Source organism: Pedobacter sp. UYP30, from assembly GCF_040547165.1.
In the GTDB taxonomy this organism is placed as follows: Bacteria; Bacteroidota; Bacteroidia; order Sphingobacteriales; family Sphingobacteriaceae; genus Pedobacter.
Window position 1 is genome coordinate 106,730 of sequence record NZ_JBEPPD010000008.1, and the last position, 23,419, is coordinate 130,148.

The following is a 23,419-nucleotide window of genomic DNA, read 5'->3' on the forward strand; positions in this document are numbered from 1 at the left end:
CATTTACATTCATATATCAACAGAAAAAACATGAACCTAAGAGGAATTGTTGCCGTATCTGGCAAGCCAGGGTTGTTCAAATTGGTTGGACAGAATAAGGTGGGTTACATTTTAGAGAGCTTAGACGATCAAAAGACTAAGTTTACCGCCAATATGGCAAATACAAAACTTGCATCTTTAGAAGACATTACCGTTTACGGCGAAGATGAAGAAATAAAACTGGCAGACATTTTTGCTAACATGGCAGAAAAAGATGTGGCGATTGATCCGAAAGGAGATGCGGCAGCATTGAAAACGTATTTTGGAGAAGTTGCTGCCGGTTACGATCAGGAGAAGGTGTACGGTTCTGACATGAAGAAAATTGCAACTTGGTATAACATTATTAAAGACATGCCTTTGTTTACAGAAGAGGCGGTAAAAGAAGAAGTAGACGCCAAGGTAGCCGAAACTAAAACCGATAAAAAGTCTAAAGGTACAGTTGCAAAGCCCGCAAACGCCAAAGCCACTAGCAGAACCTCTGCGCCGGCAAAAAAAGCAAGCATGACGAGCAAGAAAGGAGTTTAGGCGCTTCAAATATTTCGAATACTGCTAAATCTTTCTAAAAAACATCACTAGCATACCGGTGATGTTTTTTTTATTTAAAGCCCAGCTTTTAGGCAAAAAAATACCAAAGCAAAGCAAAAACCAATACCGATATCAGTATAGCAAGCCAGTTGTATCTGCCACTGTTGTTACGGCTCTTAAAATTGTAATTTCTTTTATAATTATCTAAAAACATATTCTTTTATTTAAAAGATGATTGTTAACCTCTCTTTCCATAAATAACCCGTTTGGCCATCAAGTATTCTGCAATCTCGGTTATTTGGACGCTCTCAACGCTCTCAACGCTCTTGCCGTCTTTCATTGTCTCTTCGTTTTTCGGGAAACCAACAGAAGTGTGGCCATTGCATTGGCTAGCGCAAATAACCTAAAAAAAGTATATCGTCAAAAAATCGCCAAGATTAAATATATGAAAAATGTTTTGGCCAAATTTCAACGAAAGGTAAAATCCTGGTTGATATATAAATTTTAGCTTAGATTGGAGCTTTCTATAAACGAACTTTCTATGAATGTTTGTAAAATAACGAGTTTCAGTACAATATACAACTAACTAATCTTTAAATTTGAAATTACACTTCATAAGTTAAATCTTAATAATAACTTGAGCTGATTATGCAAGATTCAATCATACCAAAAAATGAAGATTCCCGTATTAAGGCACTTCTGAACTATGGGATTGACCATTCACTTTCTGAAGCCGAGTACGATAGGATTACCAACCTTGCTTCGATCATCTGTGAAATGCCTATTTCTATTATTACCCTTATTGATGAAGATACCCAATGGTTTAAGTCCAAAGTTGGGCTAGACATAGACCATACGCCGCGAGAGGTAGCCTTCTGCAAATATACCATAATGGATTCTGTATTCTTAGAGGTTAAAGATGCCGATGCAGATGTTCGTTTTCGTTACAACCCGTTCGTAGATACAGAACAAGGTATAAAATACTATGCTGGTTATCCGCTTATAGATCCCGATGGCAACGCCCTCGGTAGCTTATGTGTTCTAGATAATAAACCAAATGAACTTCGACATAACCAAAGAGAGGCACTTAGAATGCTAAGTCTCGAGGTTATGGAACTCATTAAAGCGAAAAGGTTAAGAGCTGACCTGCTCAATTTCGAAAAGCTTTTTGTATTCTCAAATGACCTGTTATGTGTTGCCGGTATTGACGGTTTTTTTATAAAAGTTAATCCCGCATTTAAGCAATTGCTAGGCTGGAAGGAGGCAGAGATGTTGGAGAAAAATTTTTTCGACTTTGTTCATCCTGAAGATTTAACTAAAACCCGGAAAGCGGTAGGAAAGCTCAAATCAGGAAAATCAGTTACCAATTTTGAGCACCGATTTATAACTTCTTCTGGAGCATACAAAGTGATACAGTGGGTGGCTAGCCCCGAGCCTGGCTCTGGCAATATATTTGCAACCGGCAGGGATGTGACCTTGCTTAAGGAAAACGAATCCAAACTTTTAAGAAGTGAATTTCACATGAGGGCTTTGTTCGACAACTCTCAGGGTTTGCTCTGTACACACGATTTGGAAGGAAACCTTAGTTCCGTTAATAAAGCAGGTGCTACTATGTTGGGCTATTCACAACAGGAGCTTGAGCAAATGAGCCTTTTTAACATCATCCCCGCCCAAAGGCACGAATATCTTAAGCTTTACCTAGATCAAATAGCCAAAACTGGGCGAGGTACAGGCGAGATGCACGTGCAGACAAAAGACGGACGTTTTAAAACCCTTATTTTTAATAATGTTATAGAGAGCTATCCTGGTCAGCCAGATTATGTTCTGGGTAACGGACTCGATGTTACCGAGCGCCTGCTGGTAGAAGAAAAACTTGTGCAAGTAACTGATCTGCTGCAACAAACAAACAAACTTGCCGAAGTAGGTGGATGGCAGTTAGATATCGACGAAAATGAACTGCATTGGACCGCAGTAACGCGAGAGATTCATGATGCACCAAAAGATTTTGAGCCACAGTTGGAGCGAGCTATTGATTTTTATAAAGAAGGTGGATCTCGTACAGCGATTGAACGTGCAATTGATAAATGTCTTTCAACTCGCGAAGGGTGGGACTTAGAGCTCCAAATCGAGACATTTACAGGGAAAGAAAAATGGGTAAAATGTATAGGAAAAGGAGTGTTTGAAAACGGAAAATGTAAGAGGCTATATGGGTCATTTCAGGATATAGATCGACGTAAGAAAACTGAGATTTTAGCAGAAAGATCCACAGCTATTCTTTCTGCCTTTGCTGCGCATGCGCCAGCTGCAATAGCAATGTTAGATAACAACATGAATTATATTGCAGTGAGCAACCGCTGGATCGAGAATTATGGATTGGCCGACAACGCTTTACTTGGCACCTCTTTTTATGGGCCTTTTTCGTTTATAGGTGAGGAGGGAAAAGAGCGCCATAAGAGAATCCTATCGGGATCGGTAGAAACCAAAGAGCAAGATATGCTTTATTTACCAGGGAAAACTGAGCCCATTTATATAAAGTGGGAAATGCGGCCATGGTATGAATCGCCCGAAAAGATTGGAGGCATCGTTATTTTTACGCAAGATATAACTTCTTCTGTGAAACAAACAGAAGAGCTAAAAGAAGCAAAAAAGGCCGCCGAACAGGCTAGCATGGCAAAGTCTGAATTTGTTTCAAATATGAGCCATGAGATCAGAACGCCCTTAAACGGGATAATTGGCTTTACAGACCTTGTGTTAAAAACAGAACTTAGCGATTCACAGGCTCAGTATTTAAAAATTGTTCATCAGTCATCGAACGATCTTTTGAACATTATAAATGACATATTAGATTTTTCTAAAATTGAGGCTGGTAAGCTTGAGTTGGATATTGAGCGGTGTGATATTATAGAACTTTGTAGCCAAGCAACAGACATCATTAGCTTCCAAATACAACAAAAAGGCGTTGAATTGTTGCTTAACATTGCTCCAGATGTTCCACGGTTTATCTGGGTTGACCCCGTTCGTTTAAAGCAAATAATATACAACTTATTAAGTAATGCAGCAAAATTTACCGAACAAGGCGAAATTGAACTTGGCGTTGGGGTAGTGAAAAAGCTCGGGAACAGTTCCTCTATACGTTTTGCAGTACGCGATACCGGCATTGGAATACATGAGAAAAAACTTAACAAAATTTTTAAAGCATTTGAGCAAGAAGATTCCTCAACTAGCAAAAAATATGGGGGAACAGGGCTAGGTTTGGCCATAAGCAGCAAATTGCTACAAAAAATGGATAGCAAGATGGACGTGCAAAGTTCTCAGGGGCGTGGTAGTGTATTCTCTTTCGATATACTTGCCAAAACAGAGTCTGAGCATTTAAGTATTGAAAGCGATTTAAGTTGGCTAAAAGACATTCTAGTTGTAGATGATAACGACAACAACAGAATCATATTAAAAGAGATGCTTGGTGCAAAAAAAATAAACTGCCATCAAGCTAGCAATGGAACGGAAGCCATTGCATTGATGAGCGCAGGTGCCCGGTTTGATGCGATGATTATTGATTATCACATGCCGAATTATAATGGCATAGAAACCGTAGAAAAAATGCGCAAAAAATTCCCGGCTTTCATGGAAGATTTTCCAATTCTACTGTTGCACAGTTCTTCGGAGGATTTGAAGATATTAAATGCCCGCAAACAGTCAAGAATTAATTGTAGCCTCTCAAAACCGGTAAAGATAGAAAACTTATACAGATCGTTGGCAGGATTAAAGAATCGGCCACAGGCAACTAATTTAGGCATCTTAGCTAGTCGAGAGAACATTTCTGAAATGTCTTTCAAAATTCTCGTAGCAGACGACAATCCAATAAATATGCTGTTGGCAGTTACCTATATTCAAGGTGCTTTTTCTAATGTAGAGATTTTGCAGGCGAGTGATGGCCTTCAGGCTTTGGAACTCGCTAAATTAAAAAAACCAGACATCATATTAATGGACATACAAATGCCTGCAATGAACGGATACGATGCAACGGTAGCCATCAGGCAAATAGACGAAATGGGTTCAGTTCCGATCATAGCCCTTACCGCTGGAAACGTTAAGGATGAGCGCGAACGTTGTATAAAAGCAGGAATGAATGACTTTGTACCCAAACCCGTTTCAGAAGAAGCGCTGCGCGAGGTATTGCACAACTGGTTGCCCACAAACAAAATCTTTAAAACAGAAACGGAAATCAAAAATGCGCCAGAGGAAGGACATATAGATTTAAATATGCTAAATAAAATGGTTAAAGGAAACCAATCCCTTCTAGATACCATTTTGGCTATGACCAAGCAACAATTGGAGCAATCAAAAATCTTTTTAAAAGAAGGCTATGACCAAAAAGACATCACGCTAATCTCGCCGCTTGCGCATAAGCTGTATGGAACTGCATCTTCTGCTGGCTTACCTAAACTTTCTCAGTTGGCTAAATCATTGGAGCAAACCCATGATTTTCAAGCCGTCTCCGCTCTATATAAAGAAACAGAAGCGGAAATAGATATTTGTCTTGCTCTATTATAATGACAAACACTAAGAATATCTGGTAAAGGGTATGTTTACTGCCTTAACTACTAAAAGTTAATCACTACGCGCACCACTCTTCGAGAAATTAATGAGGGGAATAGGCTTTTGGTGAGGTTGGCTTTAACAGGGTAAATATTTGGAATTCAATATTTTATAAGCCGAATCATGCCTATTCGGTTCGCCATTCCTGCAAGTACTTTTAAAGCGCCTTTACCTCTTATCTGTCACTACCTTATAGCTCGGGTCTTCTTTAATGTTTACATCGATTACTAACTCTGCATTTTTGAGCAGCAAACGGCAATCTTCGCTTAGGTGCTTCAGATGTAACTTTTTACCAACTTTATCATACCTTTCGGTGAGTTTGCTTACGGCATCGATAGCACTCATATCAGCAATTCTACTTTCTTTAAAATCTACAATTACTTCTTCTGGGTCGTTTGATACATCGAATTTTTCTAAGAATGTGGTCGTAGAACCGAAAAACAAAGGCCCAAATATTTCATAGTGCTTTACACCTTGACCATCCACGTATTTCCTCGCCCGTATTCTCTTTGCACTTTCCCAAGCAAATACCAGGGCCGACAAGACTACGCCAATAAGCACAGCAAGCGCAAGATTGTTCAGCCAAACGGTAATTACTGCAACCAAAATACCTACAACTATGTCGTGACGGGGCATTTTATTTACAATGCGCAAGCTTATCCATTCAAAGGTACCGATGGCCACCATAATCATTACGCCTGTTAGGGCGGCCATGGGTACACGTTCAATAATGGGGCCACCAAATAAGATAATCAATAAAATGGTTAGCGCAGCTACAATACCAGATAGCCTAGCCCTAGATCCTGCAGAAAGGTTTACGAAAGATTGGGCGATTATAGCACAACCACCCATGCCCGTAAAGAAACCATTTACAATGTTGGCAGACCCTTGCGCAACGGCTTCCTTATTTCCTTTGCCCCTAGTCCCTGTAATTTCATCTACTACGTTTAAGGTAAGCAGGCTTTCTACCAATCCTACACCGGCCATTACCAACGAGTATGGAAAAATCACTTTTAGCATATCAAGATTTAAAGGCACATCGGGTATGTGAAAAGGTGGAAATCCACCGCTAACAGAAGCAATGTCCTTAACCGTTTTGGTATCTATGCCAAATCCAAGTACCAGCACAAATACTGTAATGATTGCAACTAAAGAAGCCGGTACTGCTTTGGTTATCTTTGGAAAAACTAAAACGATGGCGATGGTTAAAAGTACCAGACCAAGCATAACCCAAAGTGCTGAACCCGACAGCCAAGACTCGCCACCGCTTGCTGAAACCACTTTAAATTGTTCTATCTGTGCCATGAAGATAATTACCGCAAGCCCGTTAACAAAGCCATACATAACAGGCTGTGGCACCAAGCGTATAAACTTGCCCAAACGAAATAACCCCACCAGCAGTTGTATAATACCCGCCAACGCTACTGCTGCGAACACGTATTCTATTCCATTTGATTGCATCAATGCGATGAGTACGACAACTGTAGACCCTGCTCCGCCAGACACCATTCCAGGCCGGCCACCAAATATGGCTGTGATTAATCCCATTAAAAAAGCAGCATATAGACCCGTTAAAGGCGCGAATCCTGCCAAGATGGCAAACGACAGAGATTCTGGAATCATCGTCATGGCTACAGTCAACCCTTCCAGCACTTCTGTCTTGTAATCGACAGTTTGCTTAAAGTCGAATAAATTAAAATATGCCTTCATGTTGAGGAAAGATTGAAATTATAAAAACAAATAATTGGTTGAGACTAATGATATAGAGACTGCAACCCAAATTAAAATTTGAGCATAACCGTGCTTTTAAAATTAAGCGAATAAGCAGGTGTAACAGGAGAGGATTTAGTAGATCTTTTCATTAAAGCGCAAATGTATAAAAAAAGGCTACAATAGGCAAAACGAAAATTAGCTTTTGCTATTGGTTTATAGCAAAGTTAGAATAGAACCACAAGAAGCAGGCATCACAACCAGAAATACCTTCATCAAAAAATATGCAAAAAGTGAAACCCTTGCAGACCACTCAAACTAGTTGTGAATCCTCTCCTATCGCCTAGCTGAAGAATTACCCGAAAGGCTTCTCTTAACATTTCTACCATCTTTATTGCAAACCCCAAACCAACTTCATCCCCCTTTTGCCAAAAAACCTTACCTTTGCTAGCTATTTAGATAAGGAACGTATGCTTTTTTTCAACCGACCCCGTAAAGATCAACCTACCGATTTTAGCAAGGTAGGCTTAGACATGCACTCTCATTTAATTCCTGGCGTCGACGATGGTGCGAAGGATATAGCAGACAGCATTTTACTAATTAATGGCTTAAAGAATTTGGGGTTTGAGCACTTGATAACAACGCCACATACTCTGCAAGACATCCATCCAAATACCCAAAAAACCTTGGGCAAAGGCCACCTTTTACTCGAAGGCAAATTGCCCGAAGGTTTAACTTTCCGTTTATCTTCAGAATACTATTTAGACGAACAATTCCAAGGTCAGTTAGAAGCAGGTGCAGTAATGCCCTTGCCCGGAAACCGCTTGTTGGTAGAATTTAGTCAAATTACAAAGCCGTACGACTTAGAGGAGCGCTTTTTTGATTTAAGCTTGAAAGGCTATCAGCCAATACTTGCGCATCCAGAGCGTTACCTGTTTTTTCATCGGCATTTCGAATATTACAAACGAATTAAAGACATGGGTGTAGAGCTACAGGTAAATGCCCTATCGTTAACAGACCATTATGGCAAAAGCATTAGAAAAATTGCAGAGAAGCTGATCGAAAAAGACATGATTGATTTTATTGGCACAGACACCCATCACCTAAAACACATCGAAACTTTGGCACAAGTACCACAAAACAAATTTTTTGTAAGGTTGTTAGACAGTGGCCTACTAAAAAACCAAGAATTGATGTAATCTAGTTTATCTATGATTTTAGATTGATGACGTGCGAAGAATAAGGAACGATCAATAAATGACCCCGAAGCAGAGCTATCGGGGTATTGGTGGCAGAGAGTTTATTTTTAGCTTTTTGAAAACACTTCGTTTTCAAACTTTCCGCTCTGACCGCCGAATCAGAGCTTCGGGGTATTATCTGAATAAAATGAGATGTGATTTTTTGTCCTTCGACAAGCTCAAGGATGACACAGTTTTTCTTTAAGTGTCCGACATCCAATTTATGACCTCCAATTTCCGCACCTCTTCGCTCCTTATTCTTTGCTCTTTCATCCCTTCCTCCTACTCAAAATAATTCAAAGTGTTAAAGCCGCCTTGTTTGAGATATTCGTCTTTTTTCATCAACTCAAAATCAGAAAGTATCATCTCCTTTACCAAAGCAGCAAGATCATACTTCGGCTCCCAACCCAATTGTGTTTTTGATTTTGTAGGATCGCCCAAAAGTAAATCTACTTCTGTAGGTCTAAAATATTTCGAATCTACCTTTACCACTGTTGTCCCCAAAAAAAGCTTTTCTTTATTGACACCAAGTTCACCTAAGAGGTCATCATCCAATCCGATGATCACGCCTTTTTCATATTCGTCTTTCCCAGAAAACTCTATTTCGATGCCGAGCTCGGCAAAACTCATCCGCACAAAATCTCTAACGGTAGTGGTTACTCCGGTTGCAATAACAAAATCCTCAGGCTTCTCTTGTTGTAAAATAAGCCACATGGCTTCTATATAATCTTTTGCATGCCCCCAATCTCTCTGTGCAGATAGATTGCCCAGATACAGGCATGTTTGTAAACCGAGCGCTATTTTTGCCGCGGCTCGGGTAATCTTTCTCGTTACAAAAGTTTCTCCCCGCAATGGGCTTTCGTGATTAAATAAGATACCGTTGCAAGCGAACATGTTATAGGCCTCGCGGTAGTTCACGGTGATCCAATAAGCATACATTTTCGCCACAGCGTATGGAGAACGTGGATAAAACGGTGTTGTTTCGCTCTGCGGCACGGCTTGCACCAAGCCGTATAATTCTGAAGTACTCGCCTGATAAATTCTCGTTTTCTTCTCCAGACCTAAAATTCTAACTGCCTCTAGCAGTCTGAGCGTGCCTATTCCATCTGCATTTGCTGTATACTCTGGCATTTCGAAACTTACCTGCACATGGCTCATCGCTGCCAAATTGTAAATTTCGTCTGGCTGCGTTTCCTGAATGATCCTGATGAGGTTGGTAGAGTCTGTCAGATCACCATAATGAAGCTTGAAATGGACATTGCTTTCATGCTGATCTTGGTACAGGTGATCGATTCGATCTGTATTGAACAGGGAAGAACGTCTTTTCAGTCCGTGCACAAAATAACCTTTTTTTAAAAGAAATTCAGCTAGATATGCACCGTCTTGCCCGGTTACGCCCGTAATTAAGGCTACTTTCATAAAGATTTATTGGAATTTAATGTTGCAAAGATAGCTAATAATTTTATTGGCTAAAAACGCAAATTACACAAGTATCGAGCTAGCAGCTTAAACTTTATTGCCCCCTACTATCCGCCTTTAATCTGTTGGAGCAAATACGTTCCATAGCCACTTTTAACCAAAGGCTTGGCTATTTCCCTCAACTGCTCTGCAGAAATAAAACCCATGCGGTAGGCTATCTCCTCTATACAACCAATTTTTAACCCTTGACGTTCTTCTATGATCTGAACAAACTGTCCGGCCTGCATCAACGAGGTAAATGTTCCGGTATCTAACCAGGCTGTACCGCGACTGAGTACGCCTACCTTTAGTTTGCCGCGTTCCAGATAAACCCGATTAACATCTGTGATCTCGTATTCGCCACGGGGCGAAGGTTCTATATTTTTGGCAATTTCCACCACCTCGTTGTCGTAGAAATACAAGCCCGGCACCGCGTAGTTAGATTTTGGTTTTGTAGGCTTTTCCTCTATAGAAATGGCTTTTTTATGCGCATCAAACTCAACCACTCCATAACGTTCTGGATCAGAGACCTGATAGGCAAAAACCACTCCGCCATCTGGATCCGAACTTGATTGCAGGAGGTTTGACATGCCATCACCATAAAAAATATTATCGCCCAATACAAGGCCTACCTTATTTTTACCGATAAAATCTGCACCGATTACAAAAGCCTGTGCGAGTCCGTTCGGCACTTCTTGCACGGCATAAGAGAACTTACAGCCTAGCGAAGTTCCATCTCCGAGCAACTTTTCGAAATTGGGCAGATCGTGCGGGGTAGAAATGATCAAAATCTCCCTTATTCCTGCCAACATTAAGGTAGAAAGCGGATAATAGATCATCGGTTTGTCGTACACGGGCATCATTTGCTTGCTTGTTGCAAGCGTTAGCGGATGTAACCTGGTGCCGCTGCCGCCAGCTAAAATAATTCCTTTCATTTTTATGCGTATTAAATTTCTTTTCTCCCCAAACCCCAAAGGGGCTTTTAATAATATGTTGGTTTATCTTTTGGTCAACGGCAGGTTCCTTGTTCTTTGGACTTGTTCCCAACCTTCAACCTCAACCTCAACCTTGTTCTTTTATCTTCCCGATGCAAACCGCTAAGCTATCTCTCCAATAAGGTATCTCTACCTCGAAGGTCTCCTTTATTTTGGTTTTATCCATCACCGAAAAACTCGGCCGCTTGGCTCTCGTAGGATAGGAAGCGCCGGGTATCGGATTTACCTTTACCTGTGTGCCACTCAATTCGAAAATGGCTTTGGCAAAATCGTACCAAGAGGTAACACCGTCGTTGCTGTAATGGTAGAGCCCGTATTTCTGTTCATCCTTTGCAATTACCTCAAAGATGGTATTTGCCAGGTCTATGCCATAAGTGGGCGTACCTACTTGATCTGCAATGATGTTCAACTCGTCTCTCTCTGCGCCCAATTTTAACATCGTCTTGGCGAAGTTATTTCCGAACTCGGAATAAAGCCAACTGGTGCGTAAAATATAATGCTCTTTTAAAACAGAGCTGATGGCCTGTTCGCCATCTAATTTTGTTTCCCCGTACACGTTTATCGGTTCGGCAACATCTTCTTCGGTCAACAGTTTCACCTCGTTTCCCCTAAAAACAAAATCCGTAGAGATGTGCACCAAAGTCGCCCCATGGGCTTTGCAGGCTTCGGCAAGGTTTGCCGCGCCAGTTTCGTTTATGGCTCTTGCCTTTGCCTTATCATCTTCTGCCTGGTCTACCGCAGTGTAGGCCGCACAATTGATAACGTATTTTGCTTCCTCTTTTCCTAAGAGTCCGTTAAGCTGCTCTACATTTAAAATATTCGCCTCTCCCTCTCCGGGAAAAACCACGTTGCCGATATTTAGCTCTGCTGCAACCGTTCTTAAACATTGCCCCAATTGGCCGCCCGCGCCTATCACTACTATTTTACCCATGTTGTAACGATGAAAATGAGTTTAAGATTAGGTCTTTTTCTGAAACAACCTGCTTTTCGACAGGAATATGCCAATCGATGCCTAAATCTACATCGTTGTACATAACCCCAATTTCTGCCTGTTTGTTGTAAAAATTATCGCATTTGTAAAAAAAGACCGCCCGTTCGCTCAATACCGAAAAACCATGCAGAAAACCGCGTGGCACGTACAATTGGCGTTTGTTCTCCGCGCTTAGTTTTACCGCCACTTGCTGCCCGAAGGTCGGAGAGCCAGGCCTGGCGTCTACCGCCACATCCAACACCTCGCCCTCAAGTACCCGTACCAACTTTGCCTGGGCAAAATCTCCTGCCTGCGCATGTAGCCCCCTAATTACACCGTAAGTGGAAACAGATTGGTTGTCTTGCACAAAATTGCCCGACATGCCCGTTTTCTCTTCGAATGCACTTCGGTTAAAACTTTCAAAAAAATATCCCCTTGCGTCCTCAAATATTTTTGGCGTGATGATCACGCAATCCTTTAAACCGGTTTGTTCTATCTCCATTAACTATTGTGGTATTGCTTTTCGTAATAAGTTTGATAATTTCCAGAAGTAACGTTGTTCAGCCATTCTTCATTTTCCAGGTACCAATCTACTGTTTTGGCCAAACCTTCCTCAAACTGGAGACTTGGCACCCAGTCCAGGTTTTCTTGAAGTTTGGTAGAATCGATCGCATAACGCAGATCGTGCCCAGCCCTGTCGGTTACATAGGTAATCAACTTTGCCGAAGTGCCCGGCTCGCGTTTTAGTTTTTCATCCATAATGCCGCACAACAAATTGATTAAATCTATATTTTTCCACTCATTATGGCCACCTATGTTATAGGTATCGCCAGCGTTCGCCTGATGGAAGATCACATCAATCGCCCTGGCATGGTCTTCTACCCAAAGCCAATCCCTCACGTTCTCGCCCTTGCCATACACGGGCACGGGTTTGTTGTTCTTGATGTTGTTTATGGCCAATGGGATTAATTTCTCTGGAAAATGGTGCGAACCATAGTTGTTGGAGCAGTTGGAGATTACGCAATCTAGGCCATAAGTATCATGGTAGGCACGTACAAAATGATCCGAACTTGCTTTTGAGGCAGAATAAGGGCTATGCGGATCGTAAGAAGTAGTTTCGGTAAACATTCCTGTTTCTCCCAATGCACCATACACCTCGTCGGTGCTTACATGGTAAAAGCGCTTTTTATCATAATCGCCTTTCCAATATTCTCGTGCCGCATTCAACAGATTTACCGTACCGATTACATTGGTGATCACAAAAGCGGTCGGGTCTATAATCGACCGATCTACATGGCTCTCTGCCGCCAAATGGATCACGGCATCGAAATTTTCTTCCCTAAAAAGCGTATTGATCGCATCAGCATCTACGATATCGGCCTTTACAAAAGAATAGTTCGGCTTGCCTTCTATATCGGTCAGATTGGCCAGGTTGCCCGCATAGGTAAGCTTATCCAAGTTGACGATCTGGCAGTCGGGATAGTTGTTTACAAATCGACGAACCACATGAGAGCCTATGAAACCTGCCCCGCCGGTTATGAGTATTTTCTTCACTTTATCTATTTTATCGATGCAAAATACGACGGAATTAACAAAAAACCAATTAAACAGTGCTGGCATGCAATTTTATCTACAGTAATTTAAAGGTGTTTGTGGCATGTGCTGGAATTTTTAGCCAAGTGTTTTGTCTCTAAACCCTGCTTTAAATACATTTAAATCGTTATAATGGAGAAATTCGTAATTTTAAACAGCAATATGGCAAATGTTGAAAATCTTTTCAGAAAACAAATAAAAAGCAGATTGATGTTTTATACCGACCATTTTTTTATTTTTGACGTTCAATTTTAATTAAATACAAACCTAAATGAACAACTGGTTTAGCAGAAATGGCACTCATTTGGCCATCATAGCATTTTTCGTAGTCATTACCTTTGCTTATTTCAGTCCGGTATTACAAGGAAAAGTACCATTGCAGAGTGATGTGGTGCAATCTAAGGCCATGCAAACCGAGATTATGAACTTTAAAGACAAAGACGGTACGGCACCTCTTTGGACCAATCAAATGTTCGGCGGTATGCCTGCTTATCAAATTTGGGCTGCATACGCCTATAATGGCGCTACGTATGGCATTGCGTTCATTACCAAATCATTTCCTGCACCAGTCGGCACGGTTTTGTTATTGCTTTTTGGAGGCTATTTCTTATTTATTGTTTTAAAGGTAAACCCTTGGTTGGCCGCGGCAGGCGCAATAGCCTTTGCTTTTACCACATACAATTTTGTGGTGTTGGGCACTGGCCACGGCAATAAGGCTTTGGCAATTGGTTTCTTTGCACCCATCATAGCTAGTATATTGCTTACCATACGTGGGAAATATTGGTACGGCGCAAGTTTAGCTGCACTTTTCTTGGCGCTAGAGATTAGGTCAAACCATGTACAAATGACTTATTATTTAATGTTGGCAGTGCTAATCCTTGCCGGAGTAGAAATTTTTCAGGCCTACAAATATAAAACGCTACCAGCGCTGGGTAAGGCATTCGGTTTTTTAACCTTATCTGTTATCCTCGCTGTTATGGTAAACGCAAGTTTGTTGTGGACCACTGCTGAATATGCCAAGGAAACCAATCGCGGAAAATCTAATCTTACCGCCGTAAATACCGACAAAAAAGATGCGGGTGTTTCCAAAGAATATGCCTACCAATGGAGCCAAGGTGTAGGCGAGAGTTTTACCTTTCTTATTCCAGATCTATATGGCGGAGCTACAGGAAGCAAAGAATTAATAAAGCCAGAAAGCAATATGTATAAAGCTGTTGCTGCGGTTGTTGGCAACGACCCGAATCAAACAATTGGCGCGATACAACAATTAGGCCAATCGGGGCTACAACAATATTGGGGCGAAAAGCCCTTTACCCAAGGTGGTTATTATTTCGGTGCGATTATCTGTTTTCTTTTTATATTCGGTCTGTTCGTGGTGGAAAGCCCTTTAAAATGGTGGATATTAATCACTACCATTTTATTTATGTTGCTTTCCTTCGGCAAAAACTTCCCTTACATCAGCGACTTATTTTTTAATTATTTTCCGCTCTACAATAAATTTAGAGTAGTAGAATCTATTTTGGCTATAGTGGGGCTTATGGTGCCTATTCTGGCCATATTGGCGGTTAAAGAAACCCAAGACGGCGAGCACGACCAAAAAACCTTGATCAAAAAACTGAAATGGTCTGCGGGAATTACAGGTGGTTTTGCGTTAATTGTGGCATTTGTACCAACATTGTTTTTTAGTTTTAAGACAGCAAACCACTTAGAAGTGGTGCAAGCACTAAGCCAAGCTTTGCAAAATAATGCAGAGATGGCAAATAAAATAGCGAATGCCTTGGTGTTAGATAGAATTGCCATTGCGCGGGCAGACGCCATTAGATCTGTAATTTTTATTTTGATAGGATTTGGCATTATGTGGGCCTACATTTCTAAGAAATTAAACACCCAACTTGCTTTCGGCCTACTTGCTTTTGTGGTGTTGATAGACATGTGGCAAGTAGACAGGCGTTATTTAAATAACGATAATTTTGAAAGTGAATCTACAGTTAGCGATTATTTTAAACCAAGGGATGTAGATACATTTATATCTGCCGACAAAGACCCAGATTTTAGGGTTTTTGATCAAAGCATTAATACTTTCAATGATGCTAGGACTTCTGCTTTCCATAAAACAATTGGCGGCTACCATGCAGCAAAACTGAAAAGGTTTGATGAACTCATTCAAAATCAATTTGCAAAGAGCGTTAACCACGATGTATTGGATATGCTCAACACCAAATACATCATCGAACAAGACCCAAAAAACGGCTCGTATAAAATGCAACGCAATTATTCTGCTGCCGGGAATGCTTGGTTTGTACCAAATATACAGTTTGTTAAAAATTCGGATCAAGAAATGGAAGCCATTAGCAGTTTCGATCCAAAAAAAGAAGTGTTTGTTGATGAGCAGTATAAAAACCTAATCGATACTAACAGTTTGGGCACTGGCGCTGAAGGATTTATAAAATTGACCAATTATAATCCAGACCACATGACGTATGAGTATTCGACCGCTAAAGATGCAATAGCAGTTTTTTCTGAGATTTATTACAACAAAGGTTGGAGAATGTACATTGACGGGGTAGAGAAACCATATTTCAGAGCAGATTATTTGCTTCGTGCTGCGCAGGTAGAAGCTGGTAATCATAAACTAGAATTTATTTTTCATCCAACATCTTACTATACCGGAGAGAAAATTTCTCTAGCTGGATCTATTTTATTAGTAATAGGATTGGGTTTTGGGGTTTTTATAGAAGAAAAGAAAAAGCTGAAAGCATAAAGCTAAAAGCTAACACCTTATATTACAGATAATTATACTGATTACTTGTGAAGTAAATTAATGTACTCTAATAATCATTAAGCCGCCAAGCATTTTAAAACGCTTAGCGGCTTTTTTGTATCTTGTATCAAATTTAATTCTCTAATGGAGCGCTTAAATTTAATGCCTTAAAAAATTATTCCCTATGACCTTCAAAAGAATTCTATCTTCAGCACTGATTATCCTCTGTTCGTGCTTTTTTTCTAAAGCCCAGCTTAAGGTGGGAGATCAGGCCCCAAAAATTATGGTTACCAACTGGTTGAAAAATATTCCTGTATCCAAAGACTTAAGTGGGAAATTTATTGTGATAGATTTTTGGGCAACTTGGTGTTCGCCTTGTTTAGAATCTGTACCACACATGAACGATTTGGTAGAAAAGAATAAGCAGAAAACCAACCTAATATTTCTTGCGATGACAGACGAAAGGGCTGATAAGGTAAAAAGGTTGCTATTGAGGCTGCCATTTTCTTCGAGCGTTGTTGCAGATACGACTAGGAAAACGTCGGATAATTTTAAAATAGAGTCTATTCCTTATTGTGTAGTTATAGATGACCAAAACATAGTTAGATGGTTAGGCAACCCCACCGAGCTTACCAGTGCTGATATTGAAGAAATTTTAGAGAGGAAAACTATAACTGCGCCTGTAGCAGAAAAGACCACCACTGCACTAGATAGCGTTACGAGTAAAATATACAAAAAGCTATTTGAAAACTATTATGCGTCGTTTAACGATAAGAGTTTAAAAGAATATTTTGCCATGGGGCCTGTTATTAGGCAGAAACACGGAAGTTCTTTTTCTAGTGGCCCTAGCGCAAATAATGCTTTTGATGACGTAGCCATTGGTTGTGCTCTGATAAGTCGCCTTGCAGATTATTTAGATGTTGCGGAGAAACAATTAATCTTGCCCGATAGCTTGACAGAAATGTATATTTCTTATTGCTATAAAAGCAAAAAAAAGAACACAAAAAAATAGTTAATGGATACCATACTAAACAGTTTGGGATTAAAATATACGGTTAGGGATAGTACAATGGATGTAATGCAATTAGAAGTAGCAGATAGAGCTTTGTTGACAAAAGTGCTATCAGATTCCAAAAAGAATGAAGTTTCTCATAGTAGTTCGTCGGAGAGTTATGCTGCAATTGGTAATGGTTTTTTTAGAGCGTTGGAGAATGAAATTAGCCAAAAGTTTAAAATCGTAGTTGTTTTAAAACCCGATAGTATCTTTGATAAACCAATGGATTTAACCATTAGAACCGATAATATCCAAAACGTAATTGTTTCGCTTAAGGATTATGGCATTAAAACCACTACGATTAAAAAGCCTTTTCCTGTGTATCTGTTCGAAAGGAAAAAGCAAAGTTTTGATTCTCATTAGTCTCATCGAATTAATTCTGAGAAACGAAGACTTGGAGTTATTTTATTGGCGCCAGCTAGCAAACCAAAGTTTTGTATACAGCCCTGCATACCTAAACGGGATTGGACCAGAAATACTTTTGCCTCAAAAGCCCCTTTAGGGGTTTGGGGTAAAAGATTGTAGGGGAAAGCCCGATCGCCATTCAGAATTATTTGGACTGCCCCGTTTTCTAATTAATAAAAAATGCATTTTTAATTTTTCTAAAGCTAATTCGTTCCGTTTTTCCTCTGTAATGGCTCACTTCACTCTCGTTAACTTTTTCCCAAATTGCTTGCCAAAATTCAATATATTTATCGAAAAATAAACTAAAAAAACCAACAGATATGAAAAAAAATTATTTCGTTATATTGCTTTTCTTGTCCCTATTTTCCATTAACGGTTACGCTCAAACAAAGCAAGAATCGATTAGGACACTTTTTTCTGTAATGAAACAAGATTCTTTAATGGATAAAATTGTGAATAGTATCATGCCCTCCTTAATAGCACAAATGAGCAGTCAATATGCAGCAAAAAATCCTGCGTCTAAGGCAAAAATGATGGAGGCAACTAAGGTGGGGATGGAAGTATCTAAAACAATGTTAAAAAAGATGGTGGCCGACGGTGGTATGGTGGCTATATATGACAAACATTTTTCACAGGATGAAATTAATGATTTCATAACGTTTTATAAATCGCCATCGGGACAAAAGCTACTTGAAGAAATGCCCTCCATTACCAAAGATAATGTTATTATGATGCAAAAATATATACCTGAAATGCAGAAAGAAATAAAAATGAAAATGGATGAGATTCTTTCCAAAAAAACACCTCCGGCCGTTAAAGATTAGCAGTAACCCAACTACCTAAACGGGATTAAATCGGAAATACTTTTGCCAAGGAACGAGGCAAAAGGTTGTAGGGGGAAAGCCCGAACGCCATTCAAAATTATTGGACTGCCCGTCTTCTAAAAAAGAAGCACAATGGATTTATGTGAAATTGTTTTGTGTAAAACTTGCTGAAACGCAGTTCGACAACATATTGCTATGAAATGGCGCGATTATTATGGATATTGGCGGCTTTTACATGAAAATACTTTACGCAATACAGGCAACAGGCAACGGGCACATCAGCAGGGCGCGAGACATTATTCCGCTTTTGCAAAAACACGGCGAGGTAGATATTTTGCTTAGCGGAACGCAGGCCGATGTAGATTTGGGTTTCCCGATAAAGCATAAACTGCATGGTTTTAGTTTTGTTTATGGCACGCACGGAGGTGTGCATCATTTTAAAACTTGGCAAAGCATGGATCTTTTTAGGTTTTGGAGAGATATAAAAAGCCTAAAATTACAACAGTATAATTTGATTGTTAACGATTTCGAACCGGTAACGGCCTGGGCCTGTAAATTGCAAGGTTTAGAAAGCGTATCTATGGGGCATCAAGCCTCGTTTAAATCTGAGAAAGTACCGCGGCCAAAAACGATAGATTGGGGCAAGCTGATTTTAAGCCACTATGCACCAACCACACAACACATTGGTTTCCACTTTATTAAATACGATAATTTTATATATACGCCTGTCATTAGGCAAGAAATTAGGGATTTAAAGCCCGAAAATCTGGGCCACTACACAGTTTACCTTCCGGCGGTAGGCGATCAATTTTTAGTGGATTTGTTAAAGCAAGTACCGATGGCTTGGCAGGTTTTTTCTAAGCACAGCAAGGAAAGTTATCAGGTTGAAAATGTTAGCGTGCAGCCTGTAAATAACCAACACTATACCAAAAGTTTGGCCAGTTGTGCAGGGCTTTTAACTGGCGGTGGTTTCGAAGGGCCTGCAGAGGCACTTTTTCTGCACAAAAAATTGTTGGTCGCACCCATGCGGTATCAGTTTGAGCAACAATGTAATGCCTTTGCGCTAAAACAACTGGGGCTGCCAATTATTTGGGCGAGCAATAAAAACTGGCTTCCAATGGTAGACGACTGGGTGAGGAATCCTCAACATTTTCAATTTGATTTCCCAAACGAAACCGAGCAGATTATAGATGAGGTGGTAAGAAGGTATGGGAGGAAGGACTGAAGACCAAAGCTTGAAGCTGAAAGACCAAAGGTTAAAGCCTAAAAACTAAAGCGCTCATTGTACATCTCAAATCTCAGTCTTCCACCTAAAAATCGTAAATAATTTCTTTACTTTGCCCATTCTTTTTTAGGAATGATTAATCAGTTTAGAAAGCTTAGCCCCATTAATATATTTTACCTGCTGGTGTTTACGGCCTTTTTGCGCATTCCTATACTTTACGAACTGCCCGATGAACTTAGCAGCAACTTTTTAGGTCCGTTTGCCCATTTGCTTATCAAAACAGATTTAGGAGAAGTACTTTCGCCTTTTGCAAACGTTATTCTGTCTGCAATTTTTGTACTTACCCAGGCATTAATTTTTAATAATGTGGTTAATAACCACAACTTATTAGGCAAACAGAGTTATCTCCCTAGCCTGCTTTATATCATTTCGGCAAGCCTCTTTATGCCTTTCATGACACTCAGTCCTGTGTTGCTGTGCAATTTTTTCCTCATCTGGGTAATTGCCAAGTTTTTAAAAGTTGGAAAGAGCAACAATGCATTGTTAATGGTTTTTGATATTGGGCTTATAATAGGAGTTGGTACATTAATCTACTTCCCATTTATTGCCATGCTGCTTATGGTATTTTTAACCTTATTGCTGTACAGACCGTTTAATTGGAGAGAATGGGTGGTGGGCATATTGGGGTTTTTAACCGTATTCTTCTTTTTAGCCGTATTTTATTATTGGACTGGTAATTTTGAGGTTTTTTACCAGATTTGGAAACCTCTGAGCAATAAATTCCCCACGATATTTAAAATCGATTATAGCGATTATTTGGTATTGATACCCATTTTAATCATCATCGTGTTGGCGTTGTTGCAACTTAGACAAAATTTTTTCAGGAGTTTTATCAGCACGCGCAAAGCGTATCAATTTCTGTTTTTAATGTTTCTTGTGGCGGGAGCAAGTTTTTACCTTAACTCAGAATTTCGGATTTGGCATTTCTTGCTCTGTGTACCACCAGGCGCAGTAATTCTTTCTTATTATTTTTCTAATGCAAAAAAATGGTGGGTTTATGAATCGCTGTTTGTAGTGCTGGTATTGTCGACAGAGTATTTTCTTTTTGTTTAACTTTTTTTAACAAAATAGACCGGCGATACTTGTTAAAGATTAATAGCTTTGTGCAATAATGTTACATTAGTATTGTTCTTATCTATTTTTACGGCTAAAACACTTGATAATTGCAGATGAAAATTTTTAAATTTTTAAAAAGCAACTTGATAGTTTTTTTTGTTAACGACATGTTATGCGAAACTTATGCTTAGATATTGGCAACTCATTTACAAAGGCAGCGGTATTTGATCAGTCTGTGCTTACGCATTTTAGCAGATTTGAGAATTTTACCCTGCGTGAGCTTGAGATGCTGCTGGAGGAATTTAAGCCCCAACATGTCGTCATAAGTTCAGTTGCAGAGGCTGTAGAACCGTTTGAGGAATTTTTAAAAGCACACACGCAATATAAAAGATTTTCTACTTTGGATAAAGCAGAAGTAGAAAACAATTATGAAACACCAACCACCTTGGGTTTAGATAGGTGGGCCGCTATTTTAGGCGCAAATGCCACATACAAAAATGCGGCAACTCTGGTAATAGATGCCGGAACCTGCATTACATACGATCTGCTTACTGCCGATAGAAAGTATTACGGAGGAAGCATAAGCCCGGGCATAAACATGCGGTTTAAGGCAATAAACACCTTTGCCACTAGGCTGCCTTTGGTAGAATGGGATGCCGAGACAGAGATTAAAGAAGGAACCGATACCGAAACGGCAATTGCCAGTGGTATTTTACAGGGCACAATTAACGAGATAAAAGGCTTTATTGCCTCATATACCAACAAACACAATGCTTTAAAGGTGATTATTACGGGTGGAGATGGTAATTTTTTGTTTAAACAGTTACAAAATAGCATCTTTGCGGCTCAAATAACAAGTGATCCCTTTTTAGTGTTAAAAGGATTAAATGAAGCTATAGTAGATTAAAATGTATAAAAAAATAAATTATATTGTTGCCATAATGGTGTTGGGTTTTGCTACTGGCGCACAAGCACAGGTTACCACATCTTCTCCTTACTCTAGTTACGGCTTAGGAAACTACACCGGTCCTTTCTTGCCGCAGCTACGCGCCATGGGCGATATTTCTACCGCAATAAACAAGCTGCCCGGATCTGGCTTTAATTACATCAACGTTGCCAACCCCGCCTCCTACTCTGACATTAATTATACTACGCTTGACATGGGTATGAGAGGAAGCTTTACCCAACTCAATAAAAACAGCAACAGCGCAGAATATTTTAACGGATCCCTTAGCCACTTGGCGTTTGCAGCGCCAGTAACTCGGCACTCGGGATTAAGCTTGGGCCTTTTGCCGTATACAAATTTGGGATACTCTTTTCAAAATACGATTAAACAAGACACCCTTTCTGTTAATCAAATTTATCAGGGCGAAGGTGGATTGTCAAAAGCTTATTTGGGATATGGCTATCGTTTTGGAGACCACTTGCGCATTGGTGGTAATTTAGAATATATTTTTGGAAATCTACAAACTTCCAAATCTACCGAATACAACTCTGTCGGATCTCTTAACGCAAAGTTGCTGAACAAGAATAGCATCGGTGGCGTTAACTTTTCTTACGGCATACAATACGATATTATAGCTGGGAAAAAAACGTTGATAACGCTTGGTTATTCTGGAAGCTACAATGGACAGCTTAGCTCTACCCAATCTTATTTCGCGACACAATACACCGTAGATGTAGACGGTAATGAAAGTACGGCCTCAGATACGCTGAGCACTGTACAAGGCAATAAATCTTCGCTAAAGTTACCTTTGATGCATAATTTTGGGATTTCTATGCAAGGCGAAAAGTGGCTGGTTGGCGCCGATTTTAGGATGAGCAAATGGTCTGACCTGAGTATAAATGGGGTTAATCAAAGTCTTCAAGACAGTTGGGGAGCATCTTTGGGTGGGCAATTTACGCCAGATGCAGCCTCTTATAACAGTTATTTTAAGCGGGTAGATTACCGACTAGGATTTAAATACGATAAAACATACATCAATATTAGCAATCAAGATATAAACCAATACGGCGCATCTCTAGGTTTTGGTTTCCCACTTCCATCAGCCAACGGCGGAAACACATTCTATAAAATAAATTTTACTGCAGAAGTTGGTCAAAGAGGTACGCTAACCGATAACCTGATCAGGGAACGGTACTTAAACCTACACCTTGGTTTTACACTTAACGATAAGTGGTTCCAAAGATATAGATTGAATTAATGAGATGAAAAAAATTGGTTTTTTGCTCAGCGTTTCCATTTTAATGCTGCTTTTTTTAGCAGGTTGTGGTAGTGATGACCTAAAAAACGTAAGCGCCATTTCAGCAAAAAAAATAACCTTTTCTAGAGAAAGAACGCTTGGCGTAGAAATTATCTACAGCGATTCTGCACTGGTAAAAGCCCGAGGTGTGGCACCAATTTTGGATAAAATAACCCCTTCTACAGGCGGCGCCTACCAAGAAATGATCAAAGGCGTTAAGATTGATTTTTTTGCTAAAGATGGCGAAAAAGATGGTACGTTAACATCGGATTATGCGATAAAAAAGGATTCTGAGCAAAAAACTACCTTTAAAAAGCACGTGGTGGTTAAAAACAGCAAAGGCGATACCTTTTCTTCTGAAGAATTAATTTGGGATGAGGCGAAAAAGTTATTCTATTCAAACCTCCCGGTAACGGTTAAAACCACCGACGGCAATAGTGTGGAAGGAATGGATTTTGAGGCACCACAAGATTTTAGTAGCTATAAAATTACCCGCGGAAGTGGAGAGGTAAAGCTAAAAGACGAACTTGCTCCGTAGCAGCGGCGCAAACTTGTAAAAGTCTGAGCGGCAATATTTACATACTTAGGCAAATAATACTTATTAATTGCTATTAGAATAAGCTTTTGATGGATTTTCTTAATAAAATTTAAGAATTTTCTTTTCTAA

Annotated in this window: 18 protein-coding genes; 12 read left to right on the top strand and 6 right to left on the bottom strand. The window is 39.9% G+C overall.

Annotated features, from left to right (window positions below; genetic code table 11):
• Positions 1-30: 30 nt before the first annotated feature.
• Together ABIB40_RS11010 and ABIB40_RS11015 are read left to right on the top strand one after the other, a co-directional pair.
• Positions 31-564: a DUF5606 family protein gene (locus ABIB40_RS11010; protein ID WP_354358960.1), complete on the top strand. Its 534-nt coding sequence runs from the start codon at positions 31-33 to the stop codon at positions 562-564.
• Positions 565-1,212: 648 nt separating this feature from the next.
• Entirely contained in the window at positions 1,213-5,115 is a 3,903-nt protein-coding gene (locus ABIB40_RS11015) for a PAS domain S-box protein (protein WP_354358962.1), read from the top strand.
• Between the two features lie 213 nt (positions 5,116-5,328).
• Here the strand turns inward: ABIB40_RS11015 and ABIB40_RS11020 are convergent, their stop codons facing one another.
• Positions 5,329-6,870 (bottom strand): SulP family inorganic anion transporter, encoded by a 1,542-nt coding sequence (locus ABIB40_RS11020; RefSeq protein WP_354358964.1) that lies wholly within the window; start codon positions 6,868-6,870, stop codon positions 5,329-5,331.
• A 470-nt stretch (positions 6,871-7,340) separates the two neighbouring features.
• On the opposite strand from ABIB40_RS11020, the gene ABIB40_RS11025 reads away from it, so the two are divergent.
• Positions 7,341-8,069: a tyrosine-protein phosphatase gene (locus ABIB40_RS11025; RefSeq protein ID WP_354358966.1), complete on the top strand. Its 729-nt coding sequence runs from the start codon at positions 7,341-7,343 to the stop codon at positions 8,067-8,069.
• Positions 8,070-8,390: 321 nt separating this feature from the next.
• On the opposite strand, the gene gmd is transcribed toward ABIB40_RS11025, so the two are convergent.
• The 5 genes from gmd to rfbB all read right to left on the bottom strand — a co-directional run bounded on the left by gmd (position 8,391) and on the right by rfbB (position 13,085).
• On the bottom strand, positions 8,391-9,527 hold the full coding sequence (gene gmd, locus ABIB40_RS11030) for a GDP-mannose 4,6-dehydratase (protein WP_354358968.1): 1,137 nt from the start codon (positions 9,525-9,527) through the stop codon (positions 8,391-8,393).
• A 107-nt stretch (positions 9,528-9,634) separates the two neighbouring features.
• Positions 9,635-10,501, bottom strand: coding sequence for a glucose-1-phosphate thymidylyltransferase RfbA (gene rfbA, locus ABIB40_RS11035; RefSeq protein ID WP_354358970.1), 867 nt, complete (start codon positions 10,499-10,501; stop codon positions 9,635-9,637).
• Positions 10,502-10,628: 127 nt separating this feature from the next.
• On the bottom strand, positions 10,629-11,492 hold the full coding sequence (gene rfbD / locus ABIB40_RS11040; RefSeq protein WP_354358972.1) for a dTDP-4-dehydrorhamnose reductase: 864 nt from the start codon (positions 11,490-11,492) through the stop codon (positions 10,629-10,631).
• Positions 11,485-12,033, bottom strand: coding sequence for a dTDP-4-dehydrorhamnose 3,5-epimerase (gene rfbC / locus ABIB40_RS11045; protein ID WP_354358974.1), 549 nt, complete (start codon positions 12,031-12,033; stop codon positions 11,485-11,487). The genes rfbD and rfbC overlap by 8 nt, the downstream gene beginning before the upstream one ends.
• Positions 12,033-13,085, bottom strand: coding sequence for a dTDP-glucose 4,6-dehydratase (rfbB, locus tag ABIB40_RS11050; RefSeq protein WP_354358976.1), 1,053 nt, complete (start codon positions 13,083-13,085; stop codon positions 12,033-12,035). Before rfbB ends, rfbC begins: the two co-directional genes overlap by 1 nt.
• Before the next feature lie 310 nt (positions 13,086-13,395).
• On the opposite strand from rfbB, the gene ABIB40_RS11055 reads away from it, so the two are divergent.
• The 9 genes from ABIB40_RS11055 to ABIB40_RS11095 all read left to right on the top strand — a co-directional run bounded on the left by ABIB40_RS11055 (position 13,396) and on the right by ABIB40_RS11095 (position 23,290).
• Complete coding sequence (locus ABIB40_RS11055; protein ID WP_354358978.1) at positions 13,396-15,885, top strand: YfhO family protein; 2,490 nt, start codon at positions 13,396-13,398, stop codon at positions 15,883-15,885.
• A gap of 259 nt (positions 15,886-16,144) precedes the next feature.
• Positions 16,145-16,897 (top strand): TlpA family protein disulfide reductase, encoded by a 753-nt coding sequence (locus tag ABIB40_RS11060; protein ID WP_354358980.1) that lies wholly within the window; start codon positions 16,145-16,147, stop codon positions 16,895-16,897.
• A gap of 3 nt (positions 16,898-16,900) precedes the next feature.
• The gene (locus tag ABIB40_RS11065) at positions 16,901-17,302 is read left to right on the top strand and encodes a hypothetical protein (RefSeq protein ID WP_354358982.1); all 402 of its coding nucleotides are present in this window, start codon (positions 16,901-16,903) and stop codon (positions 17,300-17,302) included.
• A gap of 362 nt (positions 17,303-17,664) precedes the next feature.
• Complete coding sequence (locus tag ABIB40_RS11070) at positions 17,665-18,168, top strand: DUF2059 domain-containing protein (RefSeq protein WP_354358984.1); 504 nt, start codon at positions 17,665-17,667, stop codon at positions 18,166-18,168.
• Between the two features lie 235 nt (positions 18,169-18,403).
• Positions 18,404-19,393, top strand: coding sequence for a glycosyltransferase family protein (locus ABIB40_RS11075; RefSeq protein ID WP_354358986.1), 990 nt, complete (start codon positions 18,404-18,406; stop codon positions 19,391-19,393).
• Between the two features lie 132 nt (positions 19,394-19,525).
• Positions 19,526-20,506, top strand: coding sequence for a DUF6427 family protein (locus ABIB40_RS11080; protein WP_354358988.1), 981 nt, complete (start codon positions 19,526-19,528; stop codon positions 20,504-20,506).
• A gap of 175 nt (positions 20,507-20,681) precedes the next feature.
• Positions 20,682-21,416: a type III pantothenate kinase gene (locus tag ABIB40_RS11085; protein ID WP_354358990.1), complete on the top strand. Its 735-nt coding sequence runs from the start codon at positions 20,682-20,684 to the stop codon at positions 21,414-21,416.
• Between the two features lies 1 nt (position 21,417).
• The gene (bamG, locus tag ABIB40_RS11090; RefSeq protein WP_354358992.1) at positions 21,418-22,713 is read left to right on the top strand and encodes a BamG family beta-barrel-assembly machinery protein; all 1,296 of its coding nucleotides are present in this window, start codon (positions 21,418-21,420) and stop codon (positions 22,711-22,713) included.
• Positions 22,714-22,717: 4 nt separating this feature from the next.
• A complete protein-coding gene (locus ABIB40_RS11095; RefSeq protein WP_354358993.1) occupies positions 22,718-23,290 on the top strand; it encodes an LPS export ABC transporter periplasmic protein LptC in 573 nt (190 codons plus the stop codon).
• Positions 23,291-23,419 lie beyond the last annotated feature (129 nt).

Coding starts and splice junctions, on each gene's coding strand:
- ABIB40_RS11020 (WP_354358964.1), bottom strand. CDS start 6,870: ATGAAGGCATATTTTAATTTATTCGACTTTAAGCAAACTGTCGATTAC.
- ABIB40_RS11065 (WP_354358982.1), top strand. CDS start 16,901: ATGGATACCATACTAAACAGTTTGGGATTAAAATATACGGTTAGGGAT.
- ABIB40_RS11025 (WP_354358966.1), top strand. CDS start 7,341: ATGCTTTTTTTCAACCGACCCCGTAAAGATCAACCTACCGATTTTAGC.
- ABIB40_RS11010 (WP_354358960.1), top strand. CDS start 31: ATGAACCTAAGAGGAATTGTTGCCGTATCTGGCAAGCCAGGGTTGTTC.
- rfbD (WP_354358972.1), bottom strand. CDS start 11,492: ATGGGTAAAATAGTAGTGATAGGCGCGGGCGGCCAATTGGGGCAATGT.
- ABIB40_RS11075 (WP_354358986.1), top strand. CDS start 18,404: ATGAAAATACTTTACGCAATACAGGCAACAGGCAACGGGCACATCAGC.
- rfbC (WP_354358974.1), bottom strand. CDS start 12,033: ATGGAGATAGAACAAACCGGTTTAAAGGATTGCGTGATCATCACGCCA.
- ABIB40_RS11085 (WP_354358990.1), top strand. CDS start 20,682: ATGCGAAACTTATGCTTAGATATTGGCAACTCATTTACAAAGGCAGCG.
- bamG (WP_354358992.1), top strand. CDS start 21,418: ATGTATAAAAAAATAAATTATATTGTTGCCATAATGGTGTTGGGTTTT.
- ABIB40_RS11080 (WP_354358988.1), top strand. CDS start 19,526: ATGATTAATCAGTTTAGAAAGCTTAGCCCCATTAATATATTTTACCTG.
- ABIB40_RS11055 (WP_354358978.1), top strand. CDS start 13,396: ATGAACAACTGGTTTAGCAGAAATGGCACTCATTTGGCCATCATAGCA.
- ABIB40_RS11095 (WP_354358993.1), top strand. CDS start 22,718: ATGAAAAAAATTGGTTTTTTGCTCAGCGTTTCCATTTTAATGCTGCTT.
- rfbA (WP_354358970.1), bottom strand. CDS start 10,501: ATGAAAGGAATTATTTTAGCTGGCGGCAGCGGCACCAGGTTACATCCG.
- ABIB40_RS11070 (WP_354358984.1), top strand. CDS start 17,665: ATGAAAAAAAATTATTTCGTTATATTGCTTTTCTTGTCCCTATTTTCC.
- gmd (WP_354358968.1), bottom strand. CDS start 9,527: ATGAAAGTAGCCTTAATTACGGGCGTAACCGGGCAAGACGGTGCATAT.
- ABIB40_RS11015 (WP_354358962.1), top strand. CDS start 1,213: ATGCAAGATTCAATCATACCAAAAAATGAAGATTCCCGTATTAAGGCA.